A 14,215-nucleotide genomic window follows, 5' to 3' on the forward strand; every position below is an offset into this window, starting at 1 on the left:
GCGGGTTGTCAGTGGACCAAGGGCTTAAAGAGACAAGGTTAACCGACAGTAGGTTTTTGCACGGCTTTCACAGCGGCAATTCGGCGCGCTTGACCACGGCCCGCAGGGCAATACTGGAACTGACCCGGACCACCCCGGGAATGCGGGTCAGCTCCTGGGCGTGAACCCGCTCCAGGTCATCGACGTCACTGACCACCAGGCGCAGCAGATAGTCCGAGCCGCCGGTCATCAGATAGCACTCGGCCACCTCGCGCACATTGGCGATGGCCTTCTCGAAGGCGCTGAGCGTCGCCTCGGCCTGGGACGACAGGGTGACGGTGACGAAGACACTGAGCGGCAGGCCCACGGCCCGCTCGTCGATCACGGCGGCATAGCGACCGATGACCCCGGCCTCCTCGAGGGCCCGCACCCGGCGCAGGCAGGCCGACTCCGACAGGTTCACGGCCTCGGCCATGTCCACATAGCTGGCCCGCCCCCGCCGCTGCAGCAGAGTCAGGAGCTTCCGGTCAAAGCTGTCGAGTTCGACGGCGGGTTTCTTCATGTTTCACCCATCTGACGCAGGATTCCTGCATATCATAGTTCTCACCGCATGAAATCCCCAAGAAACCTGCAGGCCAAGAGGCGTAAATTGGCGTCAAAATCCTTTAGGAGGAAATCATCATGCGCGTTGGCGTCCCTTCAGAGATCAAACCGGGCGAGCATCGGGTCGGCCTGACCCCGACGGCCGTCCGGGAATATGTCGGCCATGGTCACAGCGTCCTGGTCCAGACCGGGGCCGGCCTCGGGGCCGGCTATGCGGACGACGCCTATCTGAAGGCCGGGGCGACCCTCGCCGCCGACGCCGCAGCGGTGTTCGCCGGGGCCGACATGATCATCAAGGTCAAGGAACCCCAGAAGGTCGAGTGGGAAAAGCTCGAGCCGCGCCACATCCTCTTCACCTATCTGCACCTGGCACCCGATCCGGCCCAGACCGAAGGCCTGCTGAACAGCGGCTGCGCGGCCATCGCCTATGAGACCGTCACCGACGCCCGCGGCGGCCTGCCCCTGCTGGCCCCGATGTCGGAAGTGGCCGGCCGGATCGCCGTGTTCTCGGCGGCCGAAACCCTGCTCAAGCACAATGGCGGCATGGGCCTGCTGCTCTGCGGCGTGCCCGGCGTGCCCCCGGCCCGCGTGGCCGTGCTAGGCGGCGGCGTGGTCGGCTCCAACGCCGCGCGCATGGCCGCCGGCCTCGGTGCCGAGGTCGTGGTGCTGGAACGCTCGATCCCGCGCATGCGCGAGCTGGACGACCTCTATCAGGGCCGCATCCTGACCCGCTATTCGACCTTCGCGGCCGTGGAAGAAGAGATCCTCAAGGCCGACGTGATCATCGGCGCCGTGCTGACCGCCGGCGCCGCCGCGCCCAAGCTGGTGCGTCGCGAGCACCTCAAGCAGATGAAGCCGGGCTCGGTGCTGGTCGACGTCTCGATCGACCAGGGCGGCTGTTTCGAAACCAGCAAGCCGACCACCCATGCCGAGCCGACCTATACGGTCGACGGCGTCGTCCACTATTGCGTGGCCAACATGCCGGGCGCCGCGCCGCGGACCTCGTCTGAAGCCCTGGGCAATGCCACCCTGCCCTTCGGCCTGGCCCTGGCCGACCACGGCCTCGACGCCCTGAAGACCAACGCCCACCTGGCGCGCGGTCTCAATGTGCTGAACGGCCAGCTGACCCACCCGGCCGTCGCCCAGGCGCTGGGCAAGCCGTCGGTCGATCCCTACGGCGCCTGGAAGTAACCGAACCAAACTCCGCTCTCCCCGGCGAAGGCCGGGGCCCAGATCGTAGAGCTGTGAGGCGCATGCAAAGACGCCCGCGATCCCTTGAGGAACGCGGGCGTTCTTGCATCTGGATCCCGGCCTTCGCCGGGAAGAGCGGATTTCAAGGCTACGCCGCGAACCGCGCCAGGTCCTGATGGCTTTCGACCAGATCCAGAACATCGGTCATGCCGAAATTCGGATCGACCGGATGCAGGGCATCATAGATCGACCGTGCAAAGGCCAGGTCGGCGGCGGTCTTGACCCGCCAGTCGAGGTGCGACCAGTCGCGACGGGCCTTCAGATGGGCCTGGCTGAACCGGGCCGGATCGTTGCGGATGGCGGCGGTGGGCGACACCCGGCCCTCCGGATCGCGCGCCCCGGCGGCCGCGATGCGCAGGGCATTGGCCGTGATCACCTCGACCTCGAGCCCGGCCGGATAGGTGCGCTGAACGTGGTTGGAGGCATAGGCCGCGCCACTGGCCAGGGCCAGGCGGACGGCCTCGTCGACAATGCCCGGATCCACGAAGGGCGCGTCGCCCTTGATCCGCACCACATGGCTGACCGAGCTGATCGCCTCGGCGCAGCGGGCGATACGGTCGAGGATATCGGCCCCGGCCCCGCGATGGACCGTATAGCCCCGCGACACGACAAAGCCCGCCAGGGCGTCGTCGGAGGCGTCGGTGCTGGTGGCGACAATGATCTTGCTGGGACAGCGGGCGCTGCGCAGCCGTTCCAGCTGACGGATGATCATCGGCTGGCCCTGGAGCGTGGCCATGGCCTTGCCCGGCAGACGGCGGGACCCCATGCGGGCCTGCAGAACGGTAAGGATCACGATGCGCTCCCCGGAAACCTCTTGTTGCGCCTAGTCTAGACTCGATTCATCAAAACCTGATGAATCAAAGACTTACGCGCCATAAACCATGTTCCCGGGCCGCTGACGCGACCGCTGGACCTGGGCAGGCTTCGTACTGTCGGGTTTGATTCGGGGAGTCGCCTAAGCGACCCAACGCCGCGGGTCGAGGGCGACGGGGTCGTCGATGGCCATGTCGTCCCAGTCCAGATCCGGCGGCGGGCTGGAGGCTGCGGCGACCACGGCCGACAGCTCGGCGGCCGAGGTGACGCCGACCAGAACCGCACTGGCTTCCGGGCGCGACAGGGCAAAGCCCAGGGCGGCCTGCAGCGGGTCGGAGCGGCCTTCGGCGATCATGCGCCGCACCCGCGACAGGCGGCCGGAGGCCCCCTTCAGCTGGGCCGGAACCCGATCGGGCGGCAGGAACAGCAGGCCGTTGAGGAAGATCGAGCGCAGCTGCACCTCGATCCCCATGCCGGCGATCCGCGACAGGGAGCCGTCGGCCAGCAGGCGCTGGTCCAGCAGGCTGGCCGGGGCCTGCAGGATGTCGGGCTTGAAGCGGCGGGCCACGCCAACCGGATCGTCGCTGGCATGGGCGGCGACGCCGATCTTGTTGAACAGGCCCTCGTCGCGCAGGCGGGCCAGGCGGTCCCACAGGGCCGCGCCATGCGGGCCGAACAGCTCGGAGGGCGAATGGACGATGATGGCGTCGGCGCGTTCCAGGCCCAGGCGACGCAGGCTGTTGCGGGCCTCGGTCTCGACATAGTCCGGGCCCCGGTCCGCACGCGCGGTCGACAGGGTCACCCGGAACGAGACGGGACGGGGAATCAGGTCGCCGAGAATGGATTCGGCCCGGCCATAGACGCCGGAGGCGTCGAGGACCGACAGGCCCGAGCGGTCGGCGATCGAAAGAATGTCGCGGGCCTCGGCTTCAGGCGAACGCCCGCGCGGCGACGACGTCATGCCATCGAGCCCGAACTGGGCGGCCGCGAGGCCAAGCTTTGAGACCGAAATGGGCATGACCATCCGTAAGGAACGACACCTGTGTTCGCTGACTCTAGACGCCAAGGTTTGAAGAACCCGTTTCTGGAACCTTGCCGAGGGGTTAAAGTCGGCCGTGATGAACAGCTTTCAAACGGCCGCCGACTGGCCCCTCTACGGCATGGCCGATGACGCCCGACCCGCCCTGCAGGCGGGGCTTTTGGCGGGTCCGGCGGCCCTCGCCACCATCGTCGCCCTGGGCGGCGGCGGCCCGCGTCCGGTCGGCACCCAGATGGTGTTCGGAAAAAATATTGTTTCCGGCTTTCTGTCGGGCGGCTGCATCGAGGCCGATGTCGAGGGCCATGCCCTGGCCTGTCTCGAGGACGGCAAACCGCGCCGCCTGATCTATGGCGAGGGCAGCCCCTGGCCGGACATTCGCCTGCTGTGCGGCGCGCGGATCGAGATCCTGGTCGAGCGCCTCGCACCCGATGATCCGGCGGTCGCGACCCTCCTGCGCCTGGCAGACCGCCGGATGCCGGCCTTCTGGGCCAGCGACGGGGAACGGCGTCAGTGCCTGGAGGTGCCGATCGCGCCCTGGCCCGGCGCGTTCGAGCGCGCCTATGACCCGGTTCCGCGGCTGGTGGTGCTGGGCGGCGACCCGACGGCCCTGGCCATAGCCAGCCTCGGGGCCCAGTCCGGCTTCGAAACCCATCTGGTCCGCCCCAAGGGCCCCCTTGCCCCGCCGCCCCTGCCGGGCGTCGCCTATCGGCGCGACGCGGTGGCCAACGCCCTGGCCGGTATCGGCCTCGACCGCTGGACCTCGGTGGCGGTCTGCGGCCATGACCTCGAGATTGATCACGCCGCCCTGCTGGCCGCCCTGCCCTCACCCGCCCCCTATGTCGGCCTGCTGGGGGCCCGGCGACGGCTGGGCGAGCGGCTTGAGCGGCTGAAGGCGGCAGGTCTGACCGATAACGACCTCACCCGGCTGCGCGCGCCGATCGGTCTGGATCTCGGCGGCAAGGCCCCTTTCGAGGTGGCGGTGGCGGTGATCGGCGAGATCATGGCCACGCGGCACGGGCATCCGGCGCTGGCGCGGCGGGGGGTGGACCTTGCGAGCGGCTGAGACGGGTGGGGAGCGGACGTTGCTCCCTCTCCCATAGGGAGAGGGAATTTGGTCAGACGCTGATCGGAACCACGAGTCGGCTTCCCGCCCGAAAGCACGACGCCCAGCGTCGTGCCAGGCCTTACATCTCCTGGAGGCTGAAGCGTGCAGGGCAGATCAGGTGAGTCAAGGACCGCTCTCCGAGCGGCCGCTACGCGGCGGCGAAGCCGTCCTTGAGTGACCTGATCTGCCCTGCGATCGTCTCGCCGTGAGATGTAAGGATGGCTCTGCCCGAGGGGGCGGCGGCTTTGCCGAGCCATCCGGCGCGCACGGAACCCCTCTCTCATAGAGAGAGGGAGGGGCCCGTCCCGGCGAAGGCCGGGATGGGAGGGTGAGAGGTTTCACCGCCAGCCGGAGAAATCTCGATTCCTGTCGTTGAGCGCGCAGAGCATCTCAGACCATGCTCCCGCCATGGACAAGATCGCCAACGCCCGTCGCCTGCGCCAGAACCAGACCCTGGCCGAGAGGACGCTGTGGACTCTCGTCCGCAATCGGCGGCTGAGCGGGTTCAGATTCCTGCGGCAGGTGGCGATTGATCGATACTCCGCGGACTTCGTCTGTGAGGCGGCGAAGGTGATCGTGGAGCTGGACGGCGCGGCGCACGAAGGCCGGGAAGACCATGACGAGCGCCGGACCCAGGCGCTGGAGCTCTATGGGTACGTGGTGATGCGGTTTCCCAACGAACGCGTGCTGACCGATCCGGGTGGCGTATCGGACGACATCCTGGCGGTGCTTCGTTCGGACAGGGTGTAACCTCTCACCCTCCCATCCCTCTCTCTATGAGAGAGGGGCTCCGTAAACAGGCCTCTATCCCCGTGCGAGCACGAGGATAACCCCGCCCCACGCCCAACGAAATCAAAGCCCTGACCCCGCCACCCGGCGTCACGATCCAAAATCGGCGCAGCCCCCAACAAACCGCCCGCATAATCAAGCTCGCCCCGTCGCAGGGGAGGGCGCGAAGCTGGCGGCCGACACGCGCGACGGGGGCGGTTGTACGGGTACAAGAGGACAGGGGACGTAAACCTGTCCATCGGAGGAAGGCCAAGCCTCCGCCCGTCCGAAGGTCCGCTCCGGGTTCCTCCGGAATCGGCGTGGCTTGCAGCCCCAGGCTCAAGTCCGTCGCGAGGAGGATGAAATCCGGGTGGGGCAAAAGGCTGAACAGGCCTGCGCGCCCCGGCCAGAGGGATAACGACCGCGCGGAGCGCTCCGGCCACGGCCGAAACGGTACTCCTCTACAACTCCATCCGGGCCTGGCCCGGACGCTCCGCCGCCTCCCCAACCTTCAGCGGGTCGACCGCGTGAAGCGGCAAAGCCGTGCGCCCGAACGTCAGCCCGCGACGGCCGAACCTAACCCGCCGTCCAGTCGCCCGACTTGCCGCCGGTCTTTTCGATCAGGCGCACGGCCTCGATGACCATGCCCTTCTCGGCGGCTTTCAGCATGTCGTAGATCGTCAGGCAGGCGACCGAGACGGCGGTCAGGGCTTCCATCTCGACCCCGGTGGGGCCGGTGGTCTTGACCCGGGCGGTGACGGCCAGACCGCCCTCGGCCGGCTCGACCTCGACCACCACCTTGGAGAGGGCCAGGGGGTGGCACAGGGGGATCAGGTTGGAGGTCTGTTTGGCGGCCATGACCCCGGCGATCTCGGCCACGGCCCGGACATCGCCCTTGCGGCCGGTTCCGGAGACGGCCAGGGCCAGGGTCTCGGGGCTCATCCGCACGAAGCCGGTCGCCACCGCCTCGCGCGCAGTCTCGGGTTTGCCCGAGACATCGACCATGCGGGCCCGGCCCTGGTCGTCGATGTGGGTCAGCTTGCTCACTGTTCGAGGAGCCGGGGCATCAGCTCGACCATGTTGCAGGGCTTGTGGCGGCTGTCGAGCTGGGCGGAGATCACCTTGTCCCAGCCGTCGCGCACCGCGCCGTTGGAGCCCGGCAGACAGAAGACGAAGACACCGTCGATCAGTCCGGCCGTGGCCCGCGACTGCAGGGTCGAGAGCCCCACCGAGGCATAGGAGACCATGTGGAAGATCACCGAGAAGCCGTCGATCTTCTTGTTGAACAGCGGCTCCAGGGCCTCGACCGTGACGTCGCGGCCGGTCAGGCCTGTGCCGCCGGTGGTGATGATGGCATCGACCTGGCCGCCGGCGATCCAGGTTCTGACCTGATCGCGGATCTGGGCCACGTCGTCGCGCACCACCGCCCGGCCGCCCAGCTCGTGGCCGGCGGCCTTGACGCGATCGACCAGCACCTGGCCGGAGGTATCGCTTTCCTCGTCGCGGGTGTCGGAAATGGTCAGGATCGCCACGCGCACCGGCATGAACGGAAGGTCCGGCTTGATCCCGCCACCGGGGGTGAGGCCTGCTGCCGACATGATCTACTCCTGATCCCAACGCGATGCGTCGGTCCTATCGCGGTCCGTCGGCTCGATCCAGCGGGCGCCGTCCGGACCATGCTCCTTCTTCCAGAAGGGGGCCCGGCTTTTCAGCCAGTCCATCAGGAAGTCGCAGGCCTCGAAGGCCTCGCGACGATGGCCGGCGGCGGTGGCGACGAAGACGATGGCCTCGCCCGACGCGATGCGGCCCGTGCGGTGGACGATGTGATAATCGTGCAGGCGAAAGCGGGTTCTGGCGGTTTCGGCAAAGGCGCTGATCGCCGCGTCCGTAAAGCCGGGATAGGCCTCCAGCTCCAGCGCCGCCGCCTGACCCTTTTCGGCCCGGGCCAGGCCGACAAAACTGGCCACGGCACCCGTCTCGTCACGTCCGGCGCAGAAGCGGGTGAGCAAGGCGCCCGGCTCGAACGGTTCGGCGGTGAGGGTGATCATCCGCCGCTCATCGGCGGCAGGAAGGCGACCTCGGTGCCGGTGGCCAGCACGGCCTCACCCCGGACCAGCGCCTTGTCGACCGCGACCTGGACGCCGGGGCCGCTGAGGGCCTCGCCAAGATCTGGATCGTCATGGGCGATCAGGTCCCGCAACGCCGCGAGCGAAGTCGCCTCAAAGGCCCGGTCCCGCCAGCCGGCCTGGTCGGCCAGGCGTCCAAACAGCAGCACCTGCGCCATCTCAGCCCCCCGTGGTCGACATGTGGCGGGCGACGGCCGGACGGGCCCTGGCGATCTGGAAGTCATGGCCTTCGGGCTTGGACCCGATGGCGGCGAAGATCGCCTGCTGCAGCTCGGCCTCGGTCGCCCCGGCCCGGATCACCGCCCGCAGGTCCGAAGCGTCATCACGGCCCAGGCAGGTGTGCAGGGTGCCGGTGCAGGTCAGACGAACCCGATTGCAGGACTCGCAGAAATTGTGGCTGAGCGGGGTGATGAAGCCGAGGCGCCCGCCGGTCTCGGCGATGCGGGTGTAGCGGGCCGGCCCGCCGGTGGCATAGGCCAGGTCCTCCAGGGTCCAGAACGAGGCCAGGTCACGCCGCACGTCCTTCAGCGACAGGTACTGGTCGGTACGGTCCTCGTCGATCTCGCCCAGCGGCATGGTCTCGATCAGGGTCATGTCGCAGCCGCGCTGGTGGGCCCAGCTGATCAGGTCCGGCAGCTCGGCGGCATTGTCATGCTTGAGGGCCACGGCATTGATCTTCACCGCTATGCCGGCGGCCAGGGCCGCATCGATGCCGCCGATCACCTGGGCGACGTCGCCGCCCCGGGTCAGACGCCTGAAGAGGTCGGGTTTCAGGGTGTCGAGCGAGACATTGATCCGTCTAACGCCAGAACGGGCCAGATCTTCGGCATATTTGGCCAGCTGGGTGCCGTTGGTGGTCAGGGTCAGCTCGTCCAGCGCCCCCGATCGCAGGTGACGCGACAGGCCGGCGACCAGGTCCATGAAGCCCTTGCGCACCAGCGGCTCCCCACCGGTCAGACGCAGCTTGCGAACCCCCAGACCGATGAAGGTCGAGGCGACACGGTCCAGCTCCTCGAGGGTCAGGACCTGGGCCTTGGGCAGGAAGGTCATATGCTCGGACATGCAATAGACGCAGCGCAGGTCACAGCGATCGGTCACCGAGACCCGAAGATAGGTGACGGCACGGCCGAAACCGTCGATCAGACGGGGCGCGGTCATGGCCGCTTGCGCGGGGCTGTCGTCATAGGGCGTCATGTCTGCCGGCAGGATAGGCGTTGGACAGGATGGCGGAAAGCAAAAGCGCAAGGTTCGCGGCGATCGTCCTGGCCGCCGGTCTTGGCACCCGGTTCGGCGGCGGCAAGCTGCTGGCGCCGTTTCGGGGCCAGCCCCTGATTGCCGGGGCCCTGGCTGCCGCTGTGGCGAGCCCGGCCGTCTCGGTCGTGGTTGCGATCGGCGACGACCCGGAGCTGGAGGCGACCATCCTCGGACTCGGCTCGGGTGCCGACCTGACCGTGGTCAGGGTCGCCGATCCGGCCCGGGGCATGGGCGCGTCCCTGGCCACTGCGGCTCAGGCGGTGCCCCCTGACATCGACGGAGTCTTTGTCTTTCTGGGCGACATGCCCCTGGTCACGCCCGAAGTCGCCCCGGCCCTGATCCGCGCCCTGCCCGGACGCGACGGCATCGCTGCGCCCTTCTATGAGGGCCAGCGCGGCCATCCGGTACTGTTCGGCGGTGACTGGATCCCGGCGCTGCGCAGGCTGGACGGCGATGTCGGTGCCCAGGCCCTGATCCGTCAGGCCGGTGAGCGGTTCATCAGGATCGAGGTCGACGCGGCCGGCATAGTGTTCGACATCGACCGTCCCGACGACCTTGACCGCGCCTAGTGGCAGGTCCGGCGCTGGGTCATCAGGATGGCGCGGATCTCGTCGATGATCCGGATCGCCCCCTCGGGGTCACCGCGCTCCTCCAGAGCAATCAGGCGCGGGATCAGGACGGCCAGGATCCGGCGCTGCTGTGGCCCGAGCGCGCTCAGTCCGCGCTTGAACTCGGCGATCTCCTCGGCGGAAACCTCATGAACGAGGGTCGTCAGGCCGCTCATGGCTGCGCCGCCGGGCCCGGACGGTCGACAGGGTCGCCACCAGCAGGGCAACCAGGACCCCGTAGCTGATCAGGGTCAGGCCCACGACGAGCGTCACCATGTAGATCCGCAGGTCGATGATCGATACGAGGTGCGAGGCCACGGCCATCATCTGGCAGGCGGCGGCCAGGACGCTCCACAGCCGTCGCGCCTTCAGCGAGGCCCAGACCAGCAGGACCATGACCACGGCGTCGATGGCCATGACCCGCCATTCGGGACTGAGGGGATCGCGGATCTGGGCAAAGGGGGTCGCGATCCAGCCGGCCAGATAGACCATGGCCACAAAGCGGGTCCAGCGGTCGCCCTTCCAGATGGCGAAGCCGCAGATCAGCACCGCGACGCTCAGGGAAATCCACGGGGTGAGGGTTTGGTACACGGCTTGGCCCCGACGCGAACTGGCGCGTGACCATGCCGCATGCGGCACCGATAGAGAAGACCGGGATCATGCGGCCCGACCGCCTTCCAGGGCGTGGAAGCCGCCCGTGCGCGGTATTTCCGGCGGCTTGTCCATCTCGCCGACGGACGCGGTGCGGCAACCGATCTGCTCGCGGACGGTCTGCAGGCCGCCATGGGCCCGGACGATGGCCCGGCGGGCCGAAAGGATATGGGCCAGGGTCTCGCCCAGATCGTCCACCGCCGCCTGACCTATCACGGCCGACAGATTGGCCTGCAGTCTCAGGGTCGGCAAAAGGCCGACCAGTTCGGCGGTTTCGCGCAGGGCCGCGTCGATCGCCGCCTCGGCACGCATCAGTTTCTGGGCCCCGGCGCGGGCCGCATCGATCCGTTTCATGCAAGACTCTCCCGTCACGCGGCAGGCGGCCGCGCGTTCAAGATCTCGATTTTGGGGAATTCGCTCCGGCGTTCAGGACGCGGGCGGCGGGCTCCAGCCCTCGCGGAACCGCTGGAGGGCAAAGAGGAAGTCGTGGGCTCCGGTGGTCAGGGCGCCGAGCGCAAGTCCGCCCAGGATCGCCAGTCCAATGATCAGGCCCAGCCACTGCAGGGGAGTCAGGTCATCGCGCCAGCTCCTTCCTGCTCGGTCCGCAGGGGCCGGTCGTCCGACAGAAAGGCCGTCGCCGCCAGAACGCGCAGCAGCAGCCTGGGCGGCGGATCGCCAGCCGTCTGGGCCTTCCTCAGGGCCGAGACCGTCTCCGAGACCAGCTGGCCCCGTTCCGGCGTACCCGCCAGCAGGACCAGCGCCTCTTCGAGGGACTGCCAGCTGGCGATGAAGAAGCCCGAGGCCTCCTGCCGCTTCCAAGTCCCGTCCCGGGTTTGCTCGTTGTTCATGACCGTTCTCACCTGTGAGGTGAGAGGACACCCGGGCCGGGGCCAGGGCTAGGTCATCCGATTGCTTACGGTAGTCATTACCGGGGTCGGCTTCCCAGGCCATGAAGGCCAGGGCCGCATCGCGGCGGCTGAGCCCCGCCAGCCGACGCCGCGCGCTGAGCACATGCATCTCGACCGTCTTGGGCGAGAGGCTGAGCAGCCGGGCGATTTCCTTGGACTGCAGATGGCGCGCAATCAGGCGCAGGATCTCCCGCTCACGCGGTGTGAGCCGTTCGAAACCTGGCGTGTCTTCAGGTGCCACCATAGCGACAGCATGCGGCCAGCTTCTCGCGACGTCCAGCGCCGGCAGGGCGCTGGACGTCACAAGTTCACGTCTGTTGCGTAAAGGGCAGCCGTGAGGTCGCCTTGCGGGTCGCCGCGAGCACGGCATTGGCCACAGCCGGCGCGATGACCGGCGTCCCGGGCTCACCCACGCCGCTCGGTGCCGCGCCGGACGGCAGGATGTGGGTCTCGACGGTCGGGGCCTCGTTCATCCGCAGAACCCGATAGCCGTCGAAATTGGTCTGATCCACGGCCCCGTCGGTCAGGGTGATCTCGCCGAACAGGGCGGCCGACAGGCCATAACAGGTGCCGCCTTCCATCTGGGCCGCGATCTGATCGGGCGAAATGGCCGTCCCGCAGTCAATGGCCGTGACCACGCGGCCGACCTTCGGCTGACCGTCGACCAGCTGGACCTCGGCGATCTGGGCCACCACGGAGCCAAAGCTTTCATGCACGGCCACGCCGCGGGTCCAGCCGGCGGTCGCCGTCGGGCCTGCCTTTTCAACCGCCAGGTTCAGGACCGCCAGGTGCCGCTCGGCCCCCGCCTTCACATAAAGGGCGCGGCGATACTCCACCGGGTCCTTGCCGGCCTTGAGGGCCAGCTGGTCGATGGTGTGCTCCATCACGAAGGCGGTGTGGGTGGCCCCCACGGACCGCCACCACAGGACCGGCACCCCGACTTCGGGCAGGGCCAGCTGGGCGTCGACGATCGGCGTGACCTTCAGATAGGGCGAGCCGGCCGTGCCCTCGGTCGCGGTCGGATCGGGCCCTTTGCTCCCGACCGGCGAGTCTTTCATGATCGACTGGCTGACAATGCGGTGACGCCAGGCGGCCGGATAGCCGTCCTTGTCGAGGCTGATCTTGACCGCATGCACGACCAGCGGGCGGAAATAGCCCGCCTGCATGTCGTCTTCCCGGGTCCAGACCAGTTTCACCGGCCGTCCCTTGCCGACCGTCTTGGCGATGTGAACGCATTCGGCGGCATAGTCGGACTGGAAGGTAGCGCGCCGACCAAAGGACCCGCCCGCAAACAGGGTCTCGATCTCGACCGAGCCGGGCAGGGTTCCGACGATCTTGGCCGCATTCAGCTGGTCCAGGGTCTGGCCCTGTGATCCGAAGGTCAGCTTGACCTTGTTGCCATCGACGGCGGCCACACAGTTCATCGGTTCCATGGCCGCATGGGCCAGATAGGGGAACTCATAGGTCGCCTCGAACACCGACGCGCCCTTGGCGTTCGCGATGACCGTAGCGTCGCCCTTGGACTCGAAGCTTTCCCATTTCTGATCGGCCGGACCCTTGCCGGAGGCGAGGTCACGGAAGGTGGCCGCGATGGCCGATGAGCTGCGCTTCTCGGCCTTGTCCTCGTTCCACTCCAGCTTCAGGGCCTCACGACCCATGCGGGCGGCATAGGTGGACTGGGCCACGACCGCGACCCCGGTCGGGATCTCGAAGACATCGACGACACCGGCCACCTTGCGGGCATCGGTGGCGTCAAAGCTCTTGAGCTTGCCGCCAAACCGCGGGGCATGGGCGACCATGGCCGTCAGCATGTTCGGCAGTTGAACGTCCTGGGTGAAGCGGGCCGTGCCGGTGCTCTTGGCCAGGGAGTCCTTGCGACGGACACGATCGGTGCCGATCAGGGTGAAGGTCTTGGGATCCTTCAGGGCCGGACTTTCCGGCGGGCTGATCTTGGCCGCATCGGCCAGCAGATCGCCGAAGCCGGCCGTCTTGCCCGAGGCATGGCTGAGCACGCTGTCCTTGACCTTGATCTCGGCGGCCGGAACGCTCCATCGAGCGGCAGCGGCCTGGACGAACATGGCACGCGAGGCCGCGCCGGCCTTGCGCAGCTGGTCCCAGGAATTGGAGATCGCCGACGACCCGCCGGTCAGCTGCACACCCTGGTTTCCGTTGGAATAGAGCTTGGCATTGGCCGGGGCCTGCTCGACCTTGACCCGCGTCCAGTCGGCGTCCAGCTCCTCGGCGACGATCGCCGCAAGGCCGGCGTGGTTGCCCTGGCCAAACTCGATGTGCTTGGAGATCACGGTCACCGCGCCGTCGGGCGCGAACTTGATGAAGGGACCGAAGGTCCCGACCTCGACCTTGGACCCGGCACTCAGCAGATCGGCCGGAGAGCAGCCGACCAGCAAGGCTCCCCCGACGAGGGTGGCACCGACCACCACATCACGACGGCTGACACCGTCCTGGGCGACGAGCTTGTTGAAAGGCCCGTTCATCGGCCGGCTCCACGGCTGGTCGCGCCGGTGGCGGCGGCGATGGCTTCATCAATATCGGCATGGGGCAGGCCGGCGGTGGCGGGGGTCAGGCCCGCCGCGTCCTTGATGGCGGCGCGGATCCGCTGATAGGTGCCGCAACGACAGATATTGCCGCTCATGGCCTCGTCGATCTGCGCGTCGCTGGGGGCCTTGGTCTGTTCCAGAAGGGCGGCCGCCGACATGATCTGGCCCGACTGGCAGTATCCGCACTGCGGGACGTCATGCTTGACCCAGGCCTGCTGCAGCGGATGGGTGCCACCCAGGCCTTCAATCGTCGTGATCTTGGACCCGGCCAGGCCCTCGATCGGGGTGACGCAGGAACGGATGGGCTGGCCATCGACGTGCACCGTGCAGGCCCCGCACTGGGCGACCCCACAGCCAAACTTGGTTCCCGTCAGGCCCAGCTCGTCCCGCAGGACCCAGAGCAGGGGGGTCGCGGGATCGGCCTGAACCGTCACCGCCTTGCCGTTCACATCGAGAGTCGCGGCCATGTGTCTTCGCCTCCAACCGAGCTCGGGCCGGGGCGCGACCCTGCTAGAGCCCCAAACCTAACACTGTTCACACTGCGGGGAAGCG

At 68.1% G+C, this 14,215-nt stretch carries 17 protein-coding genes and 2 pseudogenes; 4 read left to right on the top strand and 15 right to left on the bottom strand.

Annotation, left to right across the window (positions count from 1 at the left end):
- Positions 1–67: 67 nt before the first annotated feature.
- Positions 68–541 carry an Lrp/AsnC family transcriptional regulator gene (locus ACW17U_RS16640; protein ID WP_062142673.1) on the bottom strand — a complete coding sequence of 158 codons (474 nt, stop codon included), beginning with the start codon at positions 539–541 and terminating at the stop codon, positions 68–70.
- A 119-nt stretch (positions 542–660) separates the two neighbouring features.
- Between ACW17U_RS16640 and ald the strand changes: the two genes are divergently transcribed.
- Complete coding sequence (gene ald / locus ACW17U_RS16645) at positions 661–1,773, top strand: alanine dehydrogenase (RefSeq protein ID WP_062142670.1); 1,113 nt, start codon at positions 661–663, stop codon at positions 1,771–1,773.
- A gap of 148 nt (positions 1,774–1,921) precedes the next feature.
- On the opposite strand, the gene ACW17U_RS16650 is transcribed toward ald, so the two are convergent.
- Together ACW17U_RS16650 and ACW17U_RS16655 are read right to left on the bottom strand one after the other, a co-directional pair.
- Positions 1,922–2,626, bottom strand: coding sequence for a glycosyltransferase family protein (locus ACW17U_RS16650; protein ID WP_492053905.1), 705 nt, complete (start codon positions 2,624–2,626; stop codon positions 1,922–1,924).
- A gap of 162 nt (positions 2,627–2,788) precedes the next feature.
- Positions 2,789–3,664, bottom strand: a complete 876-nt coding sequence (locus ACW17U_RS16655; protein ID WP_062151063.1) for a bifunctional regulator KidO — start codon at positions 3,662–3,664, stop codon at positions 2,789–2,791.
- Between the two features lie 24 nt (positions 3,665–3,688).
- On the opposite strand from ACW17U_RS16655, the pseudogene ACW17U_RS16660 reads away from it, so the two are divergent.
- A pseudogene (locus ACW17U_RS16660) lies at positions 3,689–4,748 on the top strand (XdhC family protein).
- Between the two features lie 450 nt (positions 4,749–5,198).
- Entirely contained in the window at positions 5,199–5,540 is a 342-nt protein-coding gene (locus ACW17U_RS16665) for an endonuclease domain-containing protein (protein WP_492053907.1), read from the top strand.
- A gap of 594 nt (positions 5,541–6,134) precedes the next feature.
- On the opposite strand, the gene moaC is transcribed toward ACW17U_RS16665, so the two are convergent.
- The 5 genes from moaC to moaA are packed head-to-tail and all read right to left on the bottom strand — an operon-like array spanning position 6,135 to position 8,878.
- A complete protein-coding gene (gene moaC / locus ACW17U_RS16670) occupies positions 6,135–6,605 on the bottom strand; it encodes a cyclic pyranopterin monophosphate synthase MoaC (protein WP_492053909.1) in 471 nt (156 codons plus the stop codon).
- Positions 6,602–7,156 (bottom strand): molybdenum cofactor biosynthesis protein B, encoded by a 555-nt coding sequence (gene moaB, locus ACW17U_RS16675; RefSeq protein ID WP_062142658.1) that lies wholly within the window; start codon positions 7,154–7,156, stop codon positions 6,602–6,604. Before moaB ends, moaC begins: the two co-directional genes overlap by 4 nt.
- 3 nt (positions 7,157–7,159) lie before the next feature.
- A complete protein-coding gene (locus ACW17U_RS16680) occupies positions 7,160–7,606 on the bottom strand; it encodes a molybdenum cofactor biosynthesis protein MoaE (RefSeq protein WP_492053911.1) in 447 nt (148 codons plus the stop codon).
- Positions 7,603–7,842: a MoaD/ThiS family protein gene (locus tag ACW17U_RS16685; protein ID WP_062142652.1), complete on the bottom strand. Its 240-nt coding sequence runs from the start codon at positions 7,840–7,842 to the stop codon at positions 7,603–7,605. Before ACW17U_RS16685 ends, ACW17U_RS16680 begins: the two co-directional genes overlap by 4 nt.
- A gap of 1 nt (position 7,843) precedes the next feature.
- Entirely contained in the window at positions 7,844–8,878 is a 1,035-nt protein-coding gene (gene moaA / locus ACW17U_RS16690; RefSeq protein ID WP_492053913.1) for a GTP 3',8-cyclase MoaA, read from the bottom strand.
- A gap of 29 nt (positions 8,879–8,907) precedes the next feature.
- Here moaA and ACW17U_RS16695 point away from each other — a divergent pair, with 29 nt between their 5' ends.
- Positions 8,908–9,507 carry a nucleotidyltransferase family protein gene (locus ACW17U_RS16695; protein WP_492053915.1) on the top strand — a complete coding sequence of 200 codons (600 nt, stop codon included), beginning with the start codon at positions 8,908–8,910 and terminating at the stop codon, positions 9,505–9,507.
- Here the strand turns inward: ACW17U_RS16695 and ACW17U_RS16700 are convergent.
- The 7 genes and pseudogenes from ACW17U_RS16700 to ACW17U_RS16730 form a co-directional block, all read right to left on the bottom strand.
- The gene (locus ACW17U_RS16700; RefSeq protein ID WP_062142643.1) at positions 9,504–9,722 is read right to left on the bottom strand and encodes a hypothetical protein; all 219 of its coding nucleotides are present in this window, start codon (positions 9,720–9,722) and stop codon (positions 9,504–9,506) included. The two genes, ACW17U_RS16695 and ACW17U_RS16700, sit on opposite strands and share 4 nt — an antisense overlap.
- Positions 9,694–10,137 carry a hypothetical protein gene (locus ACW17U_RS16705; protein ID WP_166504098.1) on the bottom strand — a complete coding sequence of 148 codons (444 nt, stop codon included), beginning with the start codon at positions 10,135–10,137 and terminating at the stop codon, positions 9,694–9,696. Before ACW17U_RS16705 ends, ACW17U_RS16700 begins: the two co-directional genes overlap by 29 nt.
- 66 nt (positions 10,138–10,203) lie before the next feature.
- Positions 10,204–10,551: a hypothetical protein gene (locus ACW17U_RS16710; RefSeq protein WP_062142637.1), complete on the bottom strand. Its 348-nt coding sequence runs from the start codon at positions 10,549–10,551 to the stop codon at positions 10,204–10,206.
- Positions 10,552–10,766: 215 nt separating this feature from the next.
- Complete coding sequence (locus tag ACW17U_RS16715; RefSeq protein ID WP_062142633.1) at positions 10,767–11,045, bottom strand: hypothetical protein; 279 nt, start codon at positions 11,043–11,045, stop codon at positions 10,767–10,769.
- Positions 11,046–11,214: 169 nt separating this feature from the next.
- A pseudogene (locus tag ACW17U_RS16720) lies at positions 11,215–11,475 on the bottom strand (helix-turn-helix transcriptional regulator); the annotation flags it as partial.
- Positions 11,414–13,600, bottom strand: a complete 2,187-nt coding sequence (locus ACW17U_RS16725; protein WP_492053917.1) for a xanthine dehydrogenase family protein molybdopterin-binding subunit — start codon at positions 13,598–13,600, stop codon at positions 11,414–11,416. The gene ACW17U_RS16725 and the pseudogene ACW17U_RS16720, both read right to left, overlap by 62 nt.
- Complete coding sequence (locus ACW17U_RS16730) at positions 13,597–14,130, bottom strand: (2Fe-2S)-binding protein (RefSeq protein ID WP_492053919.1); 534 nt, start codon at positions 14,128–14,130, stop codon at positions 13,597–13,599. Before ACW17U_RS16730 ends, ACW17U_RS16725 begins: the two co-directional genes overlap by 4 nt.
- Between the last annotated feature and the right edge of the window lie 85 nt (positions 14,131–14,215).

The organism is Caulobacter sp. AVps16, assembly GCF_058681455.1.

Excerpts from the sequence above, each read along its gene's own strand:
- ACW17U_RS16655 (WP_062151063.1), bottom strand. The coding sequence starts at position 3,664 with ATGCCCATTTCGGTCTCAAAGCTTGGCCTCGCGGCCGCCCAGTTCGGG.
- ACW17U_RS16710 (WP_062142637.1), bottom strand. The coding sequence starts at position 10,551 with ATGAAACGGATCGATGCGGCCCGCGCCGGGGCCCAGAAACTGATGCGT.
- ACW17U_RS16640 (WP_062142673.1), bottom strand. The coding sequence starts at position 541 with ATGAAGAAACCCGCCGTCGAACTCGACAGCTTTGACCGGAAGCTCCTG.
- ACW17U_RS16685 (WP_062142652.1), bottom strand. The coding sequence starts at position 7,842 with ATGGCGCAGGTGCTGCTGTTTGGACGCCTGGCCGACCAGGCCGGCTGG.
- ACW17U_RS16725 (WP_492053917.1), bottom strand. The coding sequence starts at position 13,600 with ATGAACGGGCCTTTCAACAAGCTCGTCGCCCAGGACGGTGTCAGCCGT.
- moaB (WP_062142658.1), bottom strand. The coding sequence starts at position 7,156 with ATGTCGGCAGCAGGCCTCACCCCCGGTGGCGGGATCAAGCCGGACCTT.
- moaA (WP_492053913.1), bottom strand. The coding sequence starts at position 8,878 with ATGACGCCCTATGACGACAGCCCCGCGCAAGCGGCCATGACCGCGCCC.
- ACW17U_RS16715 (WP_062142633.1), bottom strand. The coding sequence starts at position 11,045 with ATGAACAACGAGCAAACCCGGGACGGGACTTGGAAGCGGCAGGAGGCC.
- ald (WP_062142670.1), top strand. The coding sequence starts at position 661 with ATGCGCGTTGGCGTCCCTTCAGAGATCAAACCGGGCGAGCATCGGGTC.
- ACW17U_RS16665 (WP_492053907.1), top strand. The coding sequence starts at position 5,199 with ATGGACAAGATCGCCAACGCCCGTCGCCTGCGCCAGAACCAGACCCTG.
- ACW17U_RS16730 (WP_492053919.1), bottom strand. The coding sequence starts at position 14,130 with ATGGCCGCGACTCTCGATGTGAACGGCAAGGCGGTGACGGTTCAGGCC.
- ACW17U_RS16700 (WP_062142643.1), bottom strand. The coding sequence starts at position 9,722 with ATGAGCGGCCTGACGACCCTCGTTCATGAGGTTTCCGCCGAGGAGATC.
- ACW17U_RS16680 (WP_492053911.1), bottom strand. The coding sequence starts at position 7,606 with ATGATCACCCTCACCGCCGAACCGTTCGAGCCGGGCGCCTTGCTCACC.
- ACW17U_RS16695 (WP_492053915.1), top strand. The coding sequence starts at position 8,908 with ATGGCGGAAAGCAAAAGCGCAAGGTTCGCGGCGATCGTCCTGGCCGCC.